Raw genomic sequence first — 21,027 nt, forward strand, 5'->3', positions numbered from 1 at the left:
TTTTAAAGATGAGATTAAATGGAAAAAGACTTTTAGCCGTGATGCTATCTCTTGTGATGATGAATCAGGGAACAGCATTGGCAGGCGCCAGAGCAACTGTTGACAAGGCTCCGAGACAGACCTCCTATGAAAGGGAGAGAACTGCTGAGCAGTGGGCTGCACTTAGAGATAATGTACTTACATGGGATGAGATAAGGGATCTGGTCCACGAATACAATCCAACCGTTTCGTCCCTTTGGATAAATTACAGGGATAACAATGATACCGGTACCTATGATCTGAGCTATGACGATGTTATAAGCAACATAGAGAGTGTATATGACAATGCTATAGGTAAAAGCGATGCCGGAGATGCTTCAGCAGAGCTTACCAGAAAGCAGGCTCTGGCAAATGTTGATACAACGATTCAGAATTCTGACCGTGAAGTTGTGACTCTTGGCCATGAAAAGACAGAGGTTGCTACTGCTGAGGCTATAAAGCAGCAGATCATCAGCATATATACATCGGAGCTGACTACAAAGCTCAATCAGATCGCCATAGAGCAGGATACGAAACTTCTTGAACAGGCTCAGAGAAAACTTCAGGTTGGATCAGGTACAGAGCTTGATGTGCTGAACGCAGAGAAGACGTTGAAGGATGCTGAGGTCTCTCTTCAGTCATCCATTGCTGATCAAATAAAGGCAAAGCAGACTGTTCTTGTGAATCTTGGATGGAAGTATGATGCAGAGCCGCTTATCTGTGAAGTTCCTGAAGTTACTGATGAAATGATAGCAGTGATCAATCTTCAGGAAGATATACAAAAGGCTATGGGCAACAGCTATACACTCAGGATAGATGAGAGAAAAATGACTCTGGCGGAGTCTGAAGGAACAGCCAGCAGTACAGCCATAAGCCTCAACTCCGATAAGAATCAGGTTCAGTCGGATATAACAGCTAAGTATAATGCACTTCTGGAGGCTCAGAACAATTACAAAAAGCAGCAGTTGAATGAGCTTAACCTCCTTAAGACCCTGGATAAGACTAATAGAAGCTATGCTTTGGGTTCGTCCAGTATGAGAGAGTTAGAGACTGCAAATTATAACTATAACTCTGCTGTCATCAACACTCAGATCATGAAATATAATATGCAGGGTGCATATTTTACCTATATTTCATACAGAGACGGACTTGCAGGCAGCGGTTCCGGCTCAAAATAATGTACATAGGTGATGAAATGAAAAGAAGAAAAAACATGGCAGCGTTTGCTGCGACTGCTGTACTTCTCACCGGCATAAGCGGCAGTGCTATGGCTGAACAGCCAAGGAAGCCCGGTACAAGAGTTATTGTAAATATAAATGATCCCAATGCACCATCAGTGAATCTTACGGGTGTAGATTCCACGGGAAGACCGGATGGAATGGATGATGCCACATGGAACAGACTTCTGGATGATGTCATCGATTATGACGAGATAAACAATCTTGTAGAGTACCGGAGCGTGATAGCGCAGCAGCAGACGGCGGCTATAGACACTTATGCTGTCAATATGAATGATATCATCGATTCCATCAGTGCATCCATCAGCGATGTTGAGTCGGAGATATCTGAGCTCAGGGATAAAAAGAACGAGACAACCGATGCTTCGGAGAAAGCGAACTATAACGCTCTTATAAAAATGTACAGCAGCATGATAAATGCTAACGGTATGGACAATTATGGAATCGAAGTCACGGATGATAACGGTAATGTGACGGGAAAGACCACCCTGAATGTTCAGAAGTCCGGCGCTGAGGGTAATCTCACGAGAATTGTTCGCAATGTCAAAAAAGGTCTGCACGGCACCAAAGTATCCGTGACTACAGGTATGAATTCTGCCTTTCTTGGATATCAGTCCCTCAGGGAACTGGAGAAGATGTACCAGAAGCAGGTGGATATGTATCAGGCCAAGTATGATGCTGCCGTAAGGCAGATGGCAGTGGGATCTGCAACTGAGATTGATGTAAGGACAGCAGAGGTCGAGCTTCAGGGGGCAAAGATCAAGCTGAGCAGTAATCAGGAATCCCTTCGCTCAATTAAAGATAATATGGCTATAGTCCTTGGCTGGAACATGGACAAGGCTACCAATGTCTCCATAGGAGAGATGCCGTTATATGACGGCTCCTATATAGCATCGAGAGATCTCAACAAGGATATAGAGGAAGCAAGACTTTATAATGTGGAATACGGATCAGCCCAGGCAACTGCGAATCCAGACATCACAGGATATTCCGAGGTGGATATAAAGAGAAACTCCACAAAGGAAAACCTTAACATTACCATGGCTTCTCTGTATAACACTGCAATACAGGCTGGAACTCAGTATGAGGCTGCACAGGCGGGATTTATGGTGGCAGCACGACAGAAGGCATCTGCGGAAAGAAGCCTTGCGGCAGGTCTCATCAGCTATAAAGACTATTACGGTGCAGTTACTCAGTATATAGCATCAGAAGCCACTGCCAATATTTCAGCCATCAATGCTTCAAGTGCGGTTTTGAATTATCAGGCAGCGCTGAGAGGATTTGTGTAAGGAACGCAAGAGCGACCTGAAAATATAGTCGTATTTTAGAGTATATTATTGAGCTTTAGCCTGTGTTATACTCCTTGACAGAAAAAAATTTTAAGCTTAAAATACAAAATAACACAAAACATATGTTTCACGGAGGACAAACATGGCTAAGACCAGTAAATCCGCGGTCAATGCGAACCAGGATCACGAGGAAAAATTAAAAGCACTTGATGTTGCTTTGACACAGATAGAAAAAAACTTTGGTAAGGGCTCTATCATGAAGCTGGGAGACTCAGTTGCCAGCCTCAATATCGAGACTATACCTACAGGCTCCCTTTCTCTTGATATAGCGTTGGGAGCAGGAGGTTTTCCTAAGGGAAGAATCATAGAGATATACGGACCTGAGTCTTCAGGTAAGACTACACTGGCACTTCATGCAGTAGCCGAGGTACAGAAGCGGGGCGGAATCGCAGGATTTATCGATGCAGAGCATGCTCTCGATCCTAAGTACGCTCAGGACATCGGAGTAGATATCGATGACCTTTACATATCTCAGCCGGATTCCGGAGAGCAGGCTCTGGAGATAGCTGAAACCATGGTGCGTTCAGGTGCCATGGACATTCTGGTTATCGACTCGGTTGCTGCACTGGTTCCAAAGGCAGAGATCGATGGTGAGATGGGAGACTCCCATGTGGGTCTTCAGGCGCGACTCATGTCACAGGCTTTACGAAAGCTCACATCCATCATTTCCAAGTCCAATTGTATCCTGATCTTCATCAACCAGCTTCGTGAGAAGGTAGGTGTTATGTTCGGAAGCCCTGAGACCACAACAGGAGGACGTGCCCTTAAGTTCTACGCATCTGTAAGACTTGATATACGTCGTGTGGAGACACTCAAACAGAACGGAGATGCTTCAGGAAACCGTGTCAGAGTAAAGGTTGTAAAGAACAAGATCGCTCCTCCGTTCAAGCAGTGTGAGTTTGATATTATGTTCGGTGAAGGTATATCCAAGTCCGGAGACGTACTTGATCTTGCGGTAAATGAGAACATCATCGATAAGTCAGGCGCTTGGTTCTCCTACAACGGAGAAAAGATCGGTCAGGGACGTGAGAATGCCAAGGAATACCTTAAGGCAAATCCACGCATCATGGCTGAAGTCGAGAGTAAGGTACGTGAAAAGTACGGACTTCCCAAGGACGAGTATGAAGAGGCTGAAGCGGCTTCCGAGGCTGAGGAAAGCGAAGATTGATATAGTATTTATACCAGAAAAATTTTGTGGCCGGACATCCCGAATGGGGTGTTCCGGCTATAGTTATAGATGGGAGATATAATTGAAAACTGTAGAAGATTTTCTTAATGAACATCCTGATGAGGTATCAAAATATAATCTTGATCCGCAGAAGCTGACTGAAAGAGATAAGCTTAAGAACAGATGCAAGGAGAGAAGCCTTTATCTTCTGGAACAGTCTCCGAAGACTGAATCAAAGCTAAGAGAGAAGCTTCTTAAATCAGGAAAGTATGATGAAGAGATAGTGGATGAGACCATGGAGTTTCTGAAACGGTATGGCTATGTAGACGATCAGAGATTCGCTGAACAACTCATAAAGCAGTACTCGGGAACGAAGTCCATACGGGAGATAGAACAAAAGCTTTATCAGAGGGGAGTGGCACAAGACTGCATCAAACAGGCCATGTCGGATTTCAGAGGGGATGAGGAATTATCCGGAGATTCTGAAATGAAGGCAGTGAAAGCAGCCATAAGAAAAAAGTGCCGGGACATAGAGGCGCTTGATATGGATGGTAAAAGGAAGCTATATGCATCCCTTATGAGAAAGGGGTTTTCTTATAGTACGGTAACGAAAGCTCTGTCTATTGACGAGGACTGTTAGTATGAGTAAAGGGCGAAAAATGAAAAGAGAAGTAATGAAGCATGACAGATTTATCATCTGTATAGGACTGATGCTTATAGTGCTCGAGATATGGAAGCAGCTGACACTATGGATTGTAGAGTTCGATGGAAGATATAATGTCTGGTACTTTCCGTTTCAGCTTTGCTCCATGCCTATGTATATCATAGCGATGTATGCTTTTTTACTGAGTAGAGATTCATTTGCGGGATTCAAAACTGAAAAACTTAGAAAGGTGCTGCTGACATTTCTTCAGGACTATGGTTTTCTGGGAGGAATCTTATCTCTTATAGTTCATGACGGTCTTATTCATCCGGGACATATACTGCTGACGGCACATGGTTTTCTGTGGCATCTGTTTCTGGTAGTGCTGTCTCTTTATATTTCAGTAAAAAAGCTTTCGCTTTCCGGTGCAAAGGGTTTTCTGTGCACTGTTCCTTTATTCCTGTTTTTTTCTTTTATTGCCGAGATGATCAACATATCACTTCATGGCTATGGCGACTGCGACATGTTTTATATTTCTCCTTTTCACCTTAGCTCGCAACCGGTATTTCATGAAATAGATATTATGGTCGGAAGATGTGCAGGTATAGGTATTTATCTTACTACCGTGATCATAGGAGCCCTGATGATCCATAAAATTCTGGAAAAAGCGAATAAATTGTTGACAATCTAATTTAAGTTGTGTACAATCTATCCATAAGTTAAATATGGTTTAGTTTTAATCGGGTCGGATCTAAGACCTGATAACAGTAACACTCGGTGGACGCGTGTTCATCGGGCTGACATTCCAAGATATGGAGGATCAGATATGTATGATGTAATTATAGTTGGTGCAGGTACAGCAGGGCTTTCAGCGGCGATCTACACAGTCAGAGCCGGAAAATCAGCACTCGTAATTGAAGCTGCTTCATATGGTGGACAGATCGTAAATACACCTGATATTGAAAATTATCCCGGCATCGCCCATATCTCAGGCTTTGATTTCGCCACAGGTCTTTACAATCAGGCCAAGGACCTTGGGGCGGAGGTGAAATTTGAGCGTGTAACAGAGATAGCTGACGAGGGGAACATTAAAAGGGTAAAGACCTCTCAGGGTGAATATGAGTGTAAGGCTGTCATACTTGCAACAGGAGCAAAAAACAGACCACTGGGACTGCCCAATGAAAAGGATCTGGTGGGGAAGGGAGTTTCCTACTGTGCAACCTGCGACGGTATGTTCTACAGAAACAAGGTCGTAGCAGTGAACGGTGGCGGAAACACGGCTCTTGAGGATGCCCAGTTCCTTTCGAATTATTGTGAGAAGGTTTATCTGGTACACAGAAGAGACCAATTCAGGGCAGACGAAAAGGAAGTTGAGCGCTTAAAGTCCAAGGACAATGTAGAGTTCGTACTGAACAGTACTATAACTAAGCTCAATGAAGATGAATCAGGTCTTGTTTCAATTGATGTTGTCGATAAGAACAGTGGTGAAACAAGAACCATAGAGATCTCGGGTCTCTTCGTGGCTATCGGACAGGCGCCGGATAACGCAGCATTCCAGAATGTTGCAGTGCTTGATGAGAAGGGATATATCAAAGCCGGCGAGGATATGAAGACAGGTACTGATGGAGTGTTTACTGCAGGAGACTGTCGAACAAAGAACGTAAGACAGCTTACAACAGCAGCATCAGATGGAGCAACAGCAGCTCTTCAGGCATGCGGATACATAGACTCACTTTCGTGAGCGAAACCTAAATGAGATTTTGGTAGTAGAATACATTTTTAAATTGTGGGAATCCCGACAGATACGGGATTAGAAAAAGGAGAATAACATGGCAAATATTTTTGATATCAAGGTTTTGGATAAGGATAAGAACGAGACAACACTTGAGGCATATAAGGGCAAGGTACTTCTTATTGTAAATACTGCAACAGAGTGTGGATTCACACCTCATTACGAGCAGCTTCAGGATATGTACGAAAAGTATCGTGATAAGGGTCTTGTTGTACTTGATTTCCCATGCGATCAGTTCGGACATCAGGCACCGGGAACTGAGCAGGAGATCGCCAAGTTCTGTTCCAGCAGATTCGGAGTTAATTTCCCTATGTTCGCAAAGATCGATGTAAACGGTGAGAATGAGACTGAGCTTTTCAAGTTCCTTAAGGCAGCGCAGGGCTTCAAGGGATTCGGAGAAGGTCAGCAGGCTGACTTCATGAAGGATTTTGTAGGAAAGGCTCATCCTGACTATGAGAGTACATCAGATATCAAGTGGAATTTCACCAAGTTCCTTGTAACCCGTGAGGGTGAGGTTATCGATCGTTTCGAACCGACCATGGACATGGCAAAGGTAGAGGAAAAGGTAGCAGCAATACTTTGATGATAAAGAAATCCTTATTTTCTGTAGGTTTTTCCTTGGGTAAATCATATAAAATAAGGATTTACAGAAATTTAATTGCAAGAAACATGGGATTGTGATAATATATCGGCGTTTTCGAGAGACTTGCATAACGCATTATGCGTTGCACTGCGACTAAATCCGGAGGATATGATGACAGGGAATTATGAGTCATTAAAAATTGAAAATCAGTTATGTTTTCCGCTTTATGCGTGCGCCAAGGAGGTTGTGCGACGTTATAAGCCGTTTTTGGATAAGCTTGATCTTACATACACTCAGTATATAGTTATGATGGTCATGTGGGAGAAAAAGCGTGTAAATGTTAAGGAACTTGGTGAAAGACTGTATCTTGATTCGGGTACACTTACACCACTTCTTAAGCGTCTTGAGGCAAAGGAGCTGATTAAGAGAGAGCGTTCTCATGAGGATGAGCGTGCTCTTGACGTTAGTATCACAAATAAGGGCGAGGATCTGAAGGATCTTGCTCTGCAAGTTCCCAGAGAGATGGGAAGCTGTATCAAGTTGACCAAAGAAGAGGCTTCAACCTTATACAATTTGCTTTACAGAACACTGAACTGTGTAGAAGAGTCAATGAGATAAGAATCTTATATAGATTGCCGCCGCTGAATCCATGATTTGGCGGCCTTTTTTCGTACTTCTGAAGGGCTTTGTCCACACGCCTTTTTATTGACAGTAACTGTTATATTATATAAAATGTAATGGTTAAGTTAATGATTATATTGATGGCAATATAACTTTTTATATAAATGGAATTGGACGGAGCTTGGCCGTTTTGTCGGCATTTATAGCTTTTCACATATCTGTTTGTACATTAACAACAAAATAGTGAAGGAGGTACACAAGGTGTCCCCAGTAGTAATTGCTGCTGTTATAGCAGTTGCTGTTGTTGTGGGTATCGTTATGTTCGTTGCTGGCCAGAACAAAGCTAAATCCGACTATGAGAAGGTAGTTGGTTCCGCGGAGCAGAAGTCCAGAGAGATAATTGATGATGCTATAAGAACAGCTGAGAATAAAAAACGTGAAGCTCTCCTTGAGACAAAGGAAGAGGCATTAAAAGCAAAAAATGATCTTGATAAGGAAATCAAGGATCGCCGAAAGGAAGTATCTGATCTTGAACACAGGATGTTGAAGAGAGATGAAGCTTCTGAGAAAAAGGCAGCAAACCTTGAGCAGAAGGAGCAGGAACTCCAGAAGCGTCAGGAGAAGATCAACAAGAGAGAAACAGAGGTTGAGGAACTTCATAACCAGAAGGTGACAGAACTTGAGAGAGTTTCAGGACTCACAAGGGATCAGGCGAAGGCTGAGCTTCTTAAGTCTCTGGAAGAAGATACAAAGCATGATTATGCTATGATGATCCGCGAGCTTGACAATCAGGCAAAGGAAGATGCGGAGAAGAATGCAAGAAACTACATTGTGGATGCGATTCAGAGATGTGCGGCAGATCAGGTGACTGAGTCAACTGTTTCTGTAGTTCAGCTTCCTAACGATGAGATGAAGGGTAGAATCATCGGTAGAGAGGGACGTAACATCCGTACACTTGAGCAGCTTACAGGTGTTGAGCTTATAGTAGATGATACACCTGAAGCAGTTGTTCTTTCAGGATTTGATCCTATCAGAAGAGAAGTTGCAAGAATAGCTCTTGAAAAACTTATCGTAGATGGACGTATCCATCCTGCAAGAATAGAAGAGGTAGTTGAGAAGGCTCAGAAGGAAGTTGATGAAACTATCCGTGAGGAAGGTGATGCAGCTGTTCTTGAGGTCGGAGTTCATGGCCTCAATCCTGAGCTTGTGAAGTTACTTGGACGCATGAAGTTCAGAACTTCCTACGGTCAGAATGCATTGAGACATTCCGTAGAGGTTGCCCAGATTTCAGGTCTCCTTGCTGAGGAGCTGGGACTTGATGTCCGTATGGCAAAGAGAGCCGGACTTCTGCATGATATAGGAAAAGCCATTGATCACGATGTTGAAGGTACGCATGTACAGCTTGGTGTTGAGCTTTGTAAGAAGTATCATGAGCCGGAGATCGTTATCAACACTGTTGCCTCCCATCACGGCGGCACAGAACCTACTTCACTTATTGCTTGTATAGTTGCAGCAGCAGATGCTATTTCAGCCGCAAGACCGGGTGCCAGACGTAAGTCACTTGAGACTTATACAAATCGTCTTAAGGAGCTTGAGGATATCACAAATTCCTACAAGGGAGTTGAAAAGTCTTTCGCAGTTCAGGCGGGTAGAGAGGTACGTATCATGGTAGTTCCTGATCAGGTATCAGATGATGATATGACCATCATGGCACATGATATGGCCAAGCAGATTCAGGATCAGATGCAGTATCCTGGAGTGATCAAGGTAAATATCATTCGTGAATCAAGAGCCGTAGATTACGCTAAGTGATTTAAGAATACGAAAAAAGGTCTGTACGCCATTTGGCGTTACAGACCTTTTTTATTGGCTAATGTTAAATACAATAAGATAAGTTTATATCAAACCATTGCGTTTTTACCTGCGGTTTGATAAAAAGAAATGTAATAAATGAGGAGACCCCGGCAGGCTTTCGCCTAACCGGGGCAATTATGAAAAATTTATATTGGAAAAATAACCAACGACTGAGATTAAAAAGTCACTTGTTTGTTAACTTTTTACTATGTATTAAATATAGTATCTAATTATGAACAAAATATGAATAAAATTTTTACAATATGTAAACTATTAAAAATTTATAAAATGGATATTTTTTATAATTTCACCTAAAGATCGGAGGATATATGGCAAAAGAAAAAAAGAAGATACAGCACAACACTGAGAGAGAAGTACTGGTAACAGGTCACAGAAATCCGGATACAGACTCGATCTGTGCAGCGATAGCTTACTCCAGACTGAAGAATAAGATCACTAATTCCGAAAGATATATTCCGTGCAGAGCGGGAGAGCCTTCCAGAGAAACAGCTTTCGTCCTTGACTATTTCAAAGTTCCGGAGCCTAGACTCATAACATCTGTAAAAACACAGGTATCTGATATTGAATACAGAAAAACTCCCGGCGTAGACAGAGATATGTCACTTAAGAAGGCATGGACCATGATGAACGAGGATAATCTTGTTACATTACCGGTCCTTACATCCTACAATTCACTGGAAGGTGTTATAACCATCGGTGATATTGCTAAGTCATATTTCAATGTTTATGACTCTCACATCATTTCCAAGGCTCACACAAAGTTTGCTAACATCCAGGAAACACTAGAGGCAACAGTTGTTACCGGAGACATGAGCCGCTGCTGTACAGAGGGTAAGGTTCTTATTGCGGCAGCAAATCCTGAGATGATGTCATATTATATTGAAAAGCATGACATCGTTATACTTGGTAACAGAGCTGAGAATCAGCTTTCTGCCATGGATAACGGTGCTGACTGTATCATCATCTGTGAGGGTGCCAATGTATCACCTACCATTAAGAGTCTTGCTGAAGCTAACGGCATGATCATCATGGTAACAAGCTATGACGCATATACAGCAGCCAGACTTATCAACCAGTCCATGCCTATCAGCTACTTCATGACAACTGACGGTCTCATCACATTTACAGAAGATGATTATGTAGATGACATGAGAGATATCATGGCATCCAAGAGACACCGCGATTTCCCTATCATGGCAAAGGATGGCACATACCTCGGTATGGTATCCCGTAGAAATCTCCTTGGGAATCACGGGAAACAGGTGATACTTGTTGATCACAACGAGCCGGGACAGGCGGTTGAAGGAATTGAGGCTGCAGACATTCTCGAGATAATCGATCATCATAAGATCGCAACAGTACAGACCATGGCGCCTGTATACTTCAGAAACCAGCCTTTGGGATGCTGCTCAACCATAGTTACACAGATGTACAAGGAGAACAACATCGAGATCGACAAGCAGACAGCGGGTCTTCTTATGTCGGCTATCATTTCCGATACACTGCTTTTCAGATCTCCGACCTGTACTCCGCTTGATGAAAAGACAGGAAGAGAGCTTGCCGAGATTGCAGGAGTAGATATAGAGAAGTATGCATTCTCCATGTTCTCAGCCGGTTCCAACCTTAAGGGAAAGACTATTGAAGAGATCTTCTATCAGGATTTCAAGCACTTCACGGCAGGAAAGATCGAATTCGGCGTAAGCCAGGTTACAAGCCTTAACAAGGAAGAGCTTGAGGCATTTAAGGACGGACTTGAGAATTTTGCTAACAAGGCTCTGAAGGTAGAGGGAATAGACATGAGCTTCATCATGCTCACAAACATTCTTGACAGAAGTACTGACCTTCTTGCCATCGGACAGGGAGCTGGAAAGCTTATTGCCAATGCTTTCGGCGTTGAGCCTGTGAAGAGAGAGAACACTGAAGGCGGACTCGAGGACTGCTGGTCAGTTATCCTTCCGGGAGTGGTATCCAGAAAGAAGCAGCTGGTACCACCGCTCACTCTTTTTGGAGAGCAGATGTAATTAAAAACTTTGTTCTATAAAGTGCCGGTCTTTTGGGGCGTAAACCCAAGGACCGGCATTAAAAACACTTGAATCTGGCAGGTACTAAATCAGCTGCCGGATAATTTTTTGGAGGACATTAGCTTTATGAATATCACTATGATCGGTATGCCGGCATGTGGAAAATCAACCATCGGAGTCATGCTTGCCAAAAGATTCGGAATGAGCTTTGTGGATATAGACATTTTGATTCAGGAAAAGACCGGAAAGCTATTGAAGGAAATAATCGCTTCAGAAGGAAATGAGGGCTTTTTGAAGATAGAGGGAGATATAGCTGCAGAACTCAATGTGAAAAATTCTATTATCGCTCCGGGTGGTTCTATCTGCTATGAAGACTGGGCGATGGATCACCTCAAGGAAATAGGCAAGGTGGTCTATCTCAAGGTTTCGTATGAGGAAATGGAGAAACGGATCGGTAATGTCGTAGACCGTGGGGTTGCTATACCTGAAGGGTATACATTGAAGGATCTTTATGACGAAAGAACTGCACTCTATGAGAAATATGCGGATGTTACTATAGATGAAGAGGGAAAAAATCCGGCGGAAATAGTGAACGAACTTAAGCAGTGGATCGAGAAGCAGAAATAAATATCAGGTGTTAACATGTGATGATCTTAATGAAGGTTTATTCCATTTGGAATACATACCTGGATCATCACTTTTTTGTTATACACAATTTTGGTTCTGATACATGAAGTATGCTATCATAGTGAAGTGTAAAAAAATGACCAAAATCGGGAGGATACATTTTGGAGGAAAAGTTAAAGAAACGTCTGGTAATAGGAATACTGGCTCACGTTGATGCAGGTAAGACAACATTGTCCGAAAGTATCCTTTTTGAATCGGGAAAGATCAGAAGTCTGGGACGTGTAGATAACGGTAATGCTTATCTCGATACAAATCATATGGAAAAGGAAAGAGGAATCACCATTTTTTCAAAGATGGCAGCCTTTGACCTTAAAGATATAGCGGTATCCCTGCTGGATACCCCGGGACATGTGGATTTTTCAGCAGAAATGGAAAAGACACTTAGCGTACTTGACTATGCCATACTGGTGGTGAATGGCGCCGATGGCGTTCAGGGTCATACAGAGACCCTTTGGAGGCTGCTGGAGAGGTATAGTATACCGGTATTTATATTTGTCAACAAGATGGATCAGCCCGGAACAGATAAGGAAGAGCTTCTCAGAGATCTGGAAAAGCATTTTGGAAATTCCGCAGTTGATTTCAGCGATGCGGGTGTGTATTCCATGTCTGAAACTCTGAAGGAAAATATAGCCATATGTGACGAGCGGATCATGGAGAAGTATCTGGAGAAGGGAGAGCTGGATCCTAAGGATGTTAGAAATATGATATGGGACAGAAAGCTGTTCCCTGTATATTTCGGTTCGGCACTGAAGAATTTCGGAGTGAAAGAATTTCTTGACGGTATTTATACCTTCACAGAGATCCCGCTTTATCCAGATGCCTTTGGGGCAAAGGTTTTCAAGATAGCCAAGGATGATTCCGACAGAAGACTTACCTATATGAAGATAACAGGTGGAGAACTGAAGGTTAGAACCGAGATAGTACCTGATGAAAAGGTATCAGAGATAAGGATATACAGCGGTTCCAGGTATGTTAATGTTGACACCGCGGAGGCAGGCACTGTATGTGCAGTCCTTGGAGTCGGAAGCCTCAAGACAGGAGATTCGGTAGGATGTGAACCGAAGGGAAAGGAAATGTCCCTGAAGCCTGTCCTGGATTATCAGGTGGTTTCCCGGGATGTGGATTCTCTGGAGCTTTACAGGAAGCTTATGACCATCTCTGATGAATTTCCGGAGCTTCATATAAGCTGGGACAACGCTCTAAAGGAAATACACGTTCACCTCATGGGTGAAGTTCAGATAGAGATCCTAAAGAGAGTTGTGAAGGAACGTTTCGATATTGAGCTGGAACTTGGAGAAAGCAGGATACTCTATCTTGAGACCATAGCGGAGCCTGTTCTCGGAGTGGGACACTTTGAACCACTTAGACATTATGCTGAGGTGCTTCTTCTTATGGAGCCGCTTCCGAGGGGATCGGGGCTTCAGTTCAGGGCTGATTGTTCAACAGACGAGCTGGCGGTCAACTGGCAGAGACTTGTGCTCACACATCTCCGGGAAAAGGAGCATGTGGGAGTACTTACGGGAAGCGGAATTACAGATATAAGATTTACACTTATCGCAGGAAGAGCTCATAACAAGCATACAGAAGGCGGTGACTTTAGAGAGGCTACCTACCGTGCTGTAAGACAGGGCTTAAGAAAGGCGGTCAATGTTCTGCTGGAGCCCTACTATGCCTTCACCCTGGAAATTCCACAGGAATATGTTGGAAGGGCCATGACGGATCTTTCCAATATGAATGCTAAATTTGCCCCGCCTGAAATAAAAGATGACAGCTCGGTGATAGTTGGAACAGCGGCTGTAAAGGCAATGAGAGATTACCACAAGGAGGTAATGGTCTACAGTAAGGGAAGAGGGCATCTTTTCCTGAGGTTCAGCGGATATGACAAGTGCCATGATGCGGAATCTGTGATTCTTAACAGTGGCTATGATCCGGATGATGATATTCTTAATCCGAGCTCCTCAGTATTCTGTGCCCAGGGATCGGGTTATATAGTTCCTTTTGATCAGGTGGAGAGCTACATGCACGTGGAATCTCCTGTAGACCTTTATGAGGATGTGGAGAAAAGGGATTTTGAGGCCGATGCTGTCCGGATGGAGAGAAGTCGTGAAAAGAAAAGCGATCAAAAATATAAAAACGGTGGACAATATATAGCGGATCAGGAGCTTGAGGAAATATTCATACGTACATTTGGCCCTATAAAGAACAGGGCAAAGGAGGTCAATCTCGCCAGTGCGAGAACCATACGAGCCAAAGAAAAAGAGGCAAACAAGGCTCAGAACCATCGTGAGATAAAGACTTCCGAAAAGAAAAAAGAGTATCTTCTTGTGGATGGATATAACATCATATTTGCCTGGGATGATCTCTGCGAGCTGGCAAAAACAAATATAGACAGCGCCAGAAGTAAGCTTTTAGACATAATGTCTAACTATGCAGGATTCACAGGAAAGTCTGTGATAGTTGTATTCGATGCATATCGTGTGGCAGGACATCAGGTTGAGCAGATAAAGTATCATAACATCTTTGTTGTGTATACAAGAGAAGCCATGACTGCTGATGAGTATATTGAGGAAGAAACGCATGAACTGAAAAAACAGTATGATGTGACTGTTGCCACTTCGGATAAGGTGGTTCAGGTCATCACATGGGGTAAGGGTGCCGTGATACTTAGTGCCAAAAATCTTTTGGAAGAGGTTGAGCGTATTGACAGTATAGTGAGAAACGAACATCTCGGAAAGGATCCTGCAGCCGGCCCCATAGGGACAAGACTGGAGATACCTAAGGAAATCAGTGAAGATATCTAGAGAAAGGTAGCGGAAAACTATGCTTAAAAAGATATGGCTCAGGCTTTCCATAGACAGAAAGGTAAGGAGCTTTGCTCTTGTTGTCATAGTTATCATACTTGTATCCTCCGGCTTTTCCATGCTCACCATGGGATTTTCTTTGAAGGATTACAGCGAGATACTGGATGAAAATAAAATATGCCAGGAGTTTATGGATGCCATGGAGTCGGAGGGCAATGCTTTTCATTCGTACATAGCCCAACGTTCAGATACCAGCAGAGAAAACCTGGACAATGCTATAGCCCGTACAGAAAGAAGTGTCAATGAGCTGCCCTTTGATTATGAGATCATAGGTTCGGAAAGGTACGCCAGAACATGGAATATAAAGAGCGCATATGAGCAGTATAAGGCTTTCAGAGACGATATGATGAGTATCGGTGTCAACAAGCCCGGATTTGTCATGAGGCTGAGCGAATACAACAGGCGGGAAAAGTACCTGGAGCAGTATTCCAGGCGTCTTTTGCAGCTGACTGTTGAGGCCGGTTCGGATGCTTATACTGAAAAGCTGCCAACATTCAGGCTGCTTCCTTTTATACTGGCGAATTTTACCCTCATAATGCTTTTCATAGTATTCAGCGTAAGCCGTGCCATGACTGAGTCAATAGTAGTTCCGGTACTGAAGCTGTCACAGGAGGCGAGACGCATAGGACAGTCGGATTTCAGCGGTGAAGACATCAGCATAGAAAATCAGGACGAGATAGGAGATCTGGTAAAGATCTTCAACGGTATGAAGCATGCCACTGAGGATAATATCAACACTATCCGGGAGAATCACCGCATGACTGAACTGCTGCAGCAGGAAAAGATGGAAAATATCGAGATGGAAAAGCGCCTCGATATGAACAGGCTTGAGCTTTTGAAAAGTCAGATCAATCCCCACTTTCTGTTCAATACACTCAATATGATAGGTTCCATGGCGGAGCTTGAGGAGGCTGACACAACAGTGAAGATGACTCATTCTCTGGCTCAGCTTTTCAGATATAATCTGAGCACCAAGGAACAGGTGGTTCCTATAGAATCCGAGCTTATGATAGCTGAAAACTATATGTATCTTCAGAAGATGAGATTCGGCAGCAGGGTACAGTATGAAGTTATCAGACCGGAGGACGTAGGCAGTATAAGGATTCCTTCTTTTACCATGCAGCCTCTGGTGGAAAATGCTATAGTTCACGGAATATCCAAAAAGGAGCAGGGTGGAAAGGTAAGTGTAGACATTAGCATGAAGGATAAGGGGATGGTGGTCATCACCATATCGGACGACGGCCTAGGAATGAAAAAAGAGGTGCTTGAAGGGCTTTTGGAGAGGCTGAGGGAGCCGGATGAGAACCGCACTGCGAAAGTAGGAATAGGACTGGGAAATATCTACAGACGTATAGATACACTGTACAAGGGACAGGGTGGACTTGAAATCGAATCGGAGGAGGGCAAAGGAACAAGAATAGTTCTAAGTATCCCTCAGGAGGCAACATAATGTACAGAATACTTGTGGCAGATGATGAGAACATAGAGAGAAAGGTGCTTCTTAAAAAATTAAGAGCGAAATATGATGGGGTGGCTTTGTTTTATGAAGCGGAAAATGGAAGAGAAGCTCTTCAGAAATACAGAGAGGAGGCTGTAAAGATCCTTATACTTGATATCGAGATGCCCGGAGTTACAGGACTTCAGGCGGCTCAGGAAATAAGAAAGGAAGATAAGAATGCGGTGATAATATTTCTCACCGCATTCGATGAATTCAGCTATGCAAAAAAGGCGGTTTCTGTTCATGCTCTCGATTATCTTCTAAAGCCCTACGATGATAAGGAGCTTTTTTCATCTGTGGATACGGCCATGCACTATGTGGATGAAATAAGTCAGGGAAAGCTCAGATCGCTTCCTGTAAGCAAGGAAGAGTCTGGATATGCTATACCGGGAGAAACCGTAAAGTCAGGAGCTGTACAGGATAAGTCATCCATCATGAATGGTCATAAGCTTATGATGGATTATGTGGAAAAGCATTATACTGAGGATATCTCTGTCCAGGATATAGCAAAGGCACTGAACTATAGTGAGGCTTATTTCTGTAAGCTCTTTAAACAGAATTTCGGAACAAATTTCGTTTCCTTTCTTTCAGAATACCGCATAACCAGAGCCAAAGAACTGCTTTCAAGGACCTATGTTAACATAAAAGATATTGGCAGATCTGTGGGATACCCCGATTCCAATTATTTCGCGAAGGTATTTAAAAGAGTCACCGGAAAAAGTCCTTCTGAATACAGGACAGAGCTAATAGGAGAGTGATACTTTTGCTGCATGAATTAAAGACAAATGTCAGGGCATGCAGGCATGCGGACCATCCGTTTATTTAAAAATGTTAGATATGAAATACTATAGGAGCAGCTTTCTGTGCAAGGACAGAAGGCTGCTCTTTTGTTTAATTTGTACACATGGTAATTAAAAAAATAAATAAAATAGAAATGATAAGAAAATGTGCACAATTGAATGGCCATATATTTGTGCAAATGGCGAATTATACATAAATAAAACTCATAAGAGGACAAAATTCTTCTACAAATGCAAAAAATTTACCATCGAACAATGAAAGTGCTTACCATATAATTTTATCAGATAAACAAAGTGCCTGGGAGATAGGGCACAGGTTGAATAATGGAGGAAGTAACAGTATGAAGAAGAGAATTTTAAGTTCAGTTCTTGCGGCAACAATGGTAGCTACATCACTGGCAGCATGTGGCGGATCACAGAAGCCTGCAGAAACAGCAGCAGAGACAAAGGCTGAGGCAAAGGCCGAGACTAAGGCTGCTGAGGAGACAAAGGCAGCAGAAGAGACTAAGGCCGCTGAGGAAACCAAGGCCGAGACAGAGGCTGCAAAGGACGGAGAGTACAAGGTAAATGAGGCAGCAGCAGCTGACCCTGCAGTAGTTCTTACTATGGCAGAGGTTAACCCTGTAGATGATACTATCTGCGGAAAGATGGATAAGAAGTTCATCGAGGCGGTTGAGGCTATGTCAGGCGGATCTATCACCATTGATCTTCAGGGCTCAGGCGTACTTGGAAGTGAGTCTGATGTACTTGATTCCATGCTTGGCGGTGGCGGAGACATCGATATCTCACGTATCTCAGCATTTGCACTTACATCATATGGAGCTAAGAAGTCAGTACTTCTTTCTCTTCCATATACATTTGAATCAAGAGATCACTACTGGAATTTCGTAAACAGTGACCTCGGTAAGGAGATCCTTGATGAGTCAGAGAAGGAAGGCATCGGCGTTAAGGGCCTCTTCTATGGCGAGGAAGGTTTCAGACATTTCTTTACAGTTAAGGACAAGCCTGTTTCATCAGTAGAGGATCTTAAGGGAATGAAAATCAGAGTATCCAATGACCCTATCATGGTAAAGATGGTTGAGTCACTTGGTGCTACAGCTACATCTGTTTCCATGACAGAGCTTTATTCAGCACTTCAGACAAATACTGTAGATGGTGCAGGTCAGCCTATCGTTAACTACGCTTCAAACAGATTTGATGAAGTTGGTCCAAACCTTACACTTGACAGTCACACACTTGGTGCCATCGAGGTTGTAATCGCAGAGGATTCATGGAACAACAAGCTTACAGATAACCAGAGAGCTGTAATCGAAGAGGCTTCGAAGATCGCATCTGACTACTGCCATACAATCGCTGTTGAGACAGAGGCTAAGGTTCTTGAAGAGCTCAAGGCTCGTGGATGCAATGTAATCGAGATCACAGACATGGGTCCATGGGAGGAAGCTTGTAAGGCTATCGCTGAGGAGAATGCACAGGGAGATCTTGCTGACGTATATGCAAAGATCAAGGCTCTTGCATAATCTCTGAAACGTATTAAACAGCATGAGTTAAGGTGCTCTGCGACATATACATATGTCGGGAGCACCTTTTTTAAGAGAGGTGGCAAAAGTCTATGAAAACTTCGAATGCTGCGTCAGTTGTTGAGAAGGTCAGCACTGACGTTTCCAAATCAGAAGGAGGCTCTATGGCAGCAATACTGGAATTTTTAAAGAGAGCAAAACCTGTATATGACATGGTATATAAGACTACTATGCTCATATGCAAGCTGCTGTTGGTGGCAGACATTATAATCATGACATGGGTCGTTATAGCTAGATATCTGACATTCTTCCCTGCACCAAACTGGGGTGAGGAAGTTATACTTACGCTTATGGCATACATGTCGGTACTTTCCGCGTCACTTGCTATACGGCGCAATGCTCACATCAGGATGACTACCTTTGACCGTTATCTTCCTGTCGGTCTCGTTAAGTTCCTTGATCTCCTGTCAGATCTGTTCGTAATGGGACTTGCGCTTGTGATGCTTGTGGTAGGCTGGAAGTATGCTACAGGAATAGGCGCAAAGGGAACCTATATTTCCATGCCATGGCTCAGCAAGACATGGATGTACATGCCTATCCCTCTTGCAGGAGTTGCGATGATCTTCTTTGAGATCGAGAGGATCGTTGTAGATGTGGAACATATCCTTGATAAGAATTATGTACCTGATCTTGGATTTACACTTGATGAAAAAAAGGAGGATAAATAACTATGACAGCTAATACGATGGCGATAGCAGTTTTACTGGTATCCTTCTTTGTGATGATACTTCTTCGTTTTCCTATTGCTTATGCAGTTGCGTTATCATCTATCTTTTGTCTGACATATCAGGGGATACCGCTCAATACAGTTGCACAGCAGATGGTTAAAGGAATTTCTTCCTTCTCGCTTATGGCAGTACCTTTCTTTATCACCATGGGCGTACTCATGGGTACCGGTGGAATATCCGAAAAGCTTCTGGATCTTGCGGACGCATGCGTAGGCTGGATGACGGGTGGACTTGCCATGGTTAATATCGTGGCATCCTATTTCTTCGGTGGAATCTCAGGCTCTGCATCCGCAGATACAGCATCACTCGGTTCTCTTGAGATCCCGATGATGGTGGACAGAGGCTATGATGTGGATTTTGCGACAGCTGTAACCATTGCTTCCTCAGTAGAAGGAATGCTGGTTCCTCCATCACACAATATGGTAATCTATGCCACAACAGCAGGCGGAATTTCCATAGGCGCACTTTTCCTGGCAGGATATCTTCCGGGAGCTGTCCTCGCGATCTCACTTATGATAGGCTCATATATTATTTCTCTTGAGAGACATTATCCAAAGGGAGAGCCTTTCTCGGTAAAGATTCTTTTCAGACAGCTCACTACATCACTCTGGGCACTTCTTTCCATACTTATCGTAGTGGTTGGTGTAGTTGCAGGTATCTTTACCGCTACAGAGTCAGCAGCTATAGCAGTTATCTATTCACTTTTTGTATCTCTCTATATTTATAAGGGAGTTACCTGGAAGGGAGTATGGAAGTGCCTCAATTCATGCATTGATACATTATCCATAGTGCTTATCCTTATTTCCACATCTTCTGTATTCGGATACTGCCTTACGAGACTTCATGTACCTGATCTTGCAGCGAACCTTATCACCGGTGTTTCAGATAACCCTGTAGTGATAGCTATCCTGCTCAATATCATCCTTCTGGTGCTTGGATGTATAATGGATATGGCGCCTATCATCCTTATCTCAACACCTATCCTTCTTCCTATAGCACAGTCAATAGGTATAGATCCTGTTCAGTACGGAATCCTTCTTGTGCTTAACTGCGGTATCGGACTTCTCACACCGCCTGTTGGGGCAGTGCTTTTCATCGGTTCAGCCATTGCACACAGACCTATAGAAAAGGTTGTTGTAGCCATGGTACCGTTCTATGCAATGATGGTGATAGCCCTTCTTTGCATTACATTCATCCCGGAGGTATCACTCTGCATACCTAAGCTTTTTGGTTATGTCCAGACCGGAGCCGGAATCCTTGCTTCCATGGGATAGTGGAAAAGCGGCATATGCCATGAAGCATATTAATTAAGTGTACTAACTTTTTTTCATAAAAACTTCTCAGACAGGGCAGCGGATATATATATATATATATATATATATATATATATATATTCGCTGTCCTGTCGCGTTTTACGCTGCTCGATCTTCACAAACGATAATAAGGTGAGCACAACAAAAAATAGTGGTAGAATGTTCGGGGAATCTCGATGCACTTTTCTGCCCGCTGATCATAAGCAGCGATCAGAACAGCGTCTGTGAATAAGTGATTGCAGCCGAAACCGA

17 protein-coding genes are annotated in these 21,027 nt (G+C 43.3%); all 17 read left to right on the forward strand.

The window, feature by feature from the left end:
• Positions 1-8: 8 nt before the first annotated feature.
• The 17 genes from BXO88_RS00695 (at position 9) to BXO88_RS00775 (ending at position 20,736) form a co-directional block, all read left to right on the forward strand.
• Positions 9-1,196 carry a TolC family protein gene (locus BXO88_RS00695; protein WP_078035873.1) on the forward strand — a complete coding sequence of 396 codons (1,188 nt, stop codon included), beginning with the start codon at positions 9-11 and terminating at the stop codon, positions 1,194-1,196.
• A gap of 17 nt (positions 1,197-1,213) precedes the next feature.
• Positions 1,214-2,545 (forward strand): TolC family protein, encoded by a 1,332-nt coding sequence (locus BXO88_RS00700; protein WP_168171581.1) that lies wholly within the window; start codon positions 1,214-1,216, stop codon positions 2,543-2,545.
• Positions 2,546-2,687: 142 nt separating this feature from the next.
• Positions 2,688-3,773 (forward strand): recombinase RecA, encoded by a 1,086-nt coding sequence (gene recA / locus BXO88_RS00705; protein ID WP_078035875.1) that lies wholly within the window; start codon positions 2,688-2,690, stop codon positions 3,771-3,773.
• Between the two features lie 82 nt (positions 3,774-3,855).
• The gene (locus BXO88_RS00710; protein WP_078035876.1) at positions 3,856-4,413 is read left to right on the forward strand and encodes a regulatory protein RecX; all 558 of its coding nucleotides are present in this window, start codon (positions 3,856-3,858) and stop codon (positions 4,411-4,413) included.
• 19 nt (positions 4,414-4,432) lie between these two features.
• On the forward strand, positions 4,433-5,107 hold the full coding sequence (locus tag BXO88_RS00715; RefSeq protein ID WP_168171582.1) for a TMEM164 family acyltransferase: 675 nt from the start codon (positions 4,433-4,435) through the stop codon (positions 5,105-5,107).
• Between the two features lie 135 nt (positions 5,108-5,242).
• Positions 5,243-6,157: a thioredoxin-disulfide reductase gene (gene trxB, locus BXO88_RS00720; RefSeq protein ID WP_078035878.1), complete on the forward strand. Its 915-nt coding sequence runs from the start codon at positions 5,243-5,245 to the stop codon at positions 6,155-6,157.
• Positions 6,158-6,245: 88 nt separating this feature from the next.
• Positions 6,246-6,791: a glutathione peroxidase gene (locus tag BXO88_RS00725; RefSeq protein WP_078035879.1), complete on the forward strand. Its 546-nt coding sequence runs from the start codon at positions 6,246-6,248 to the stop codon at positions 6,789-6,791.
• Positions 6,792-6,962: 171 nt separating this feature from the next.
• Positions 6,963-7,409 (forward strand): MarR family winged helix-turn-helix transcriptional regulator, encoded by a 447-nt coding sequence (locus BXO88_RS00730; protein WP_078035880.1) that lies wholly within the window; start codon positions 6,963-6,965, stop codon positions 7,407-7,409.
• 264 nt (positions 7,410-7,673) lie between these two features.
• On the forward strand, positions 7,674-9,224 hold the full coding sequence (rny, locus tag BXO88_RS00735; RefSeq protein ID WP_078035881.1) for a ribonuclease Y: 1,551 nt from the start codon (positions 7,674-7,676) through the stop codon (positions 9,222-9,224).
• Between the two features lie 371 nt (positions 9,225-9,595).
• Positions 9,596-11,308, forward strand: coding sequence for a putative manganese-dependent inorganic diphosphatase (locus BXO88_RS00740; RefSeq protein ID WP_078035882.1), 1,713 nt, complete (start codon positions 9,596-9,598; stop codon positions 11,306-11,308).
• 126 nt (positions 11,309-11,434) lie between these two features.
• Positions 11,435-11,935: a shikimate kinase gene (locus BXO88_RS00745; RefSeq protein ID WP_078035883.1), complete on the forward strand. Its 501-nt coding sequence runs from the start codon at positions 11,435-11,437 to the stop codon at positions 11,933-11,935.
• Positions 11,936-12,096: 161 nt separating this feature from the next.
• Positions 12,097-14,796, forward strand: a complete 2,700-nt coding sequence (locus BXO88_RS00750) for a translation factor GTPase family protein (RefSeq protein ID WP_078035884.1) — start codon at positions 12,097-12,099, stop codon at positions 14,794-14,796.
• A gap of 19 nt (positions 14,797-14,815) precedes the next feature.
• Complete coding sequence (locus BXO88_RS00755) at positions 14,816-16,306, forward strand: sensor histidine kinase (RefSeq protein WP_078035885.1); 1,491 nt, start codon at positions 14,816-14,818, stop codon at positions 16,304-16,306.
• Complete coding sequence (locus BXO88_RS00760; protein ID WP_078035886.1) at positions 16,306-17,112, forward strand: response regulator transcription factor; 807 nt, start codon at positions 16,306-16,308, stop codon at positions 17,110-17,112. Before BXO88_RS00755 ends, BXO88_RS00760 begins: the two co-directional genes overlap by 1 nt.
• 383 nt (positions 17,113-17,495) lie before the next feature.
• The gene (gene dctP / locus BXO88_RS00765) at positions 17,496-18,674 is read left to right on the forward strand and encodes a TRAP transporter substrate-binding protein (RefSeq protein WP_078035887.1); all 1,179 of its coding nucleotides are present in this window, start codon (positions 17,496-17,498) and stop codon (positions 18,672-18,674) included.
• A gap of 164 nt (positions 18,675-18,838) precedes the next feature.
• Positions 18,839-19,402 (forward strand): TRAP transporter small permease, encoded by a 564-nt coding sequence (locus BXO88_RS00770; protein WP_078035997.1) that lies wholly within the window; start codon positions 18,839-18,841, stop codon positions 19,400-19,402.
• 2 nt (positions 19,403-19,404) lie between these two features.
• The gene (locus BXO88_RS00775) at positions 19,405-20,736 is read left to right on the forward strand and encodes a TRAP transporter large permease (protein WP_078035888.1); all 1,332 of its coding nucleotides are present in this window, start codon (positions 19,405-19,407) and stop codon (positions 20,734-20,736) included.
• Positions 20,737-21,027: the final 291 nt, after the last annotated feature.

Origin of the sequence: Oribacterium sp. C9, from assembly GCF_002007235.1 — a bacterium.
GTDB lineage: Bacteria > Bacillota > Clostridia > Lachnospirales > Lachnospiraceae > Oribacterium.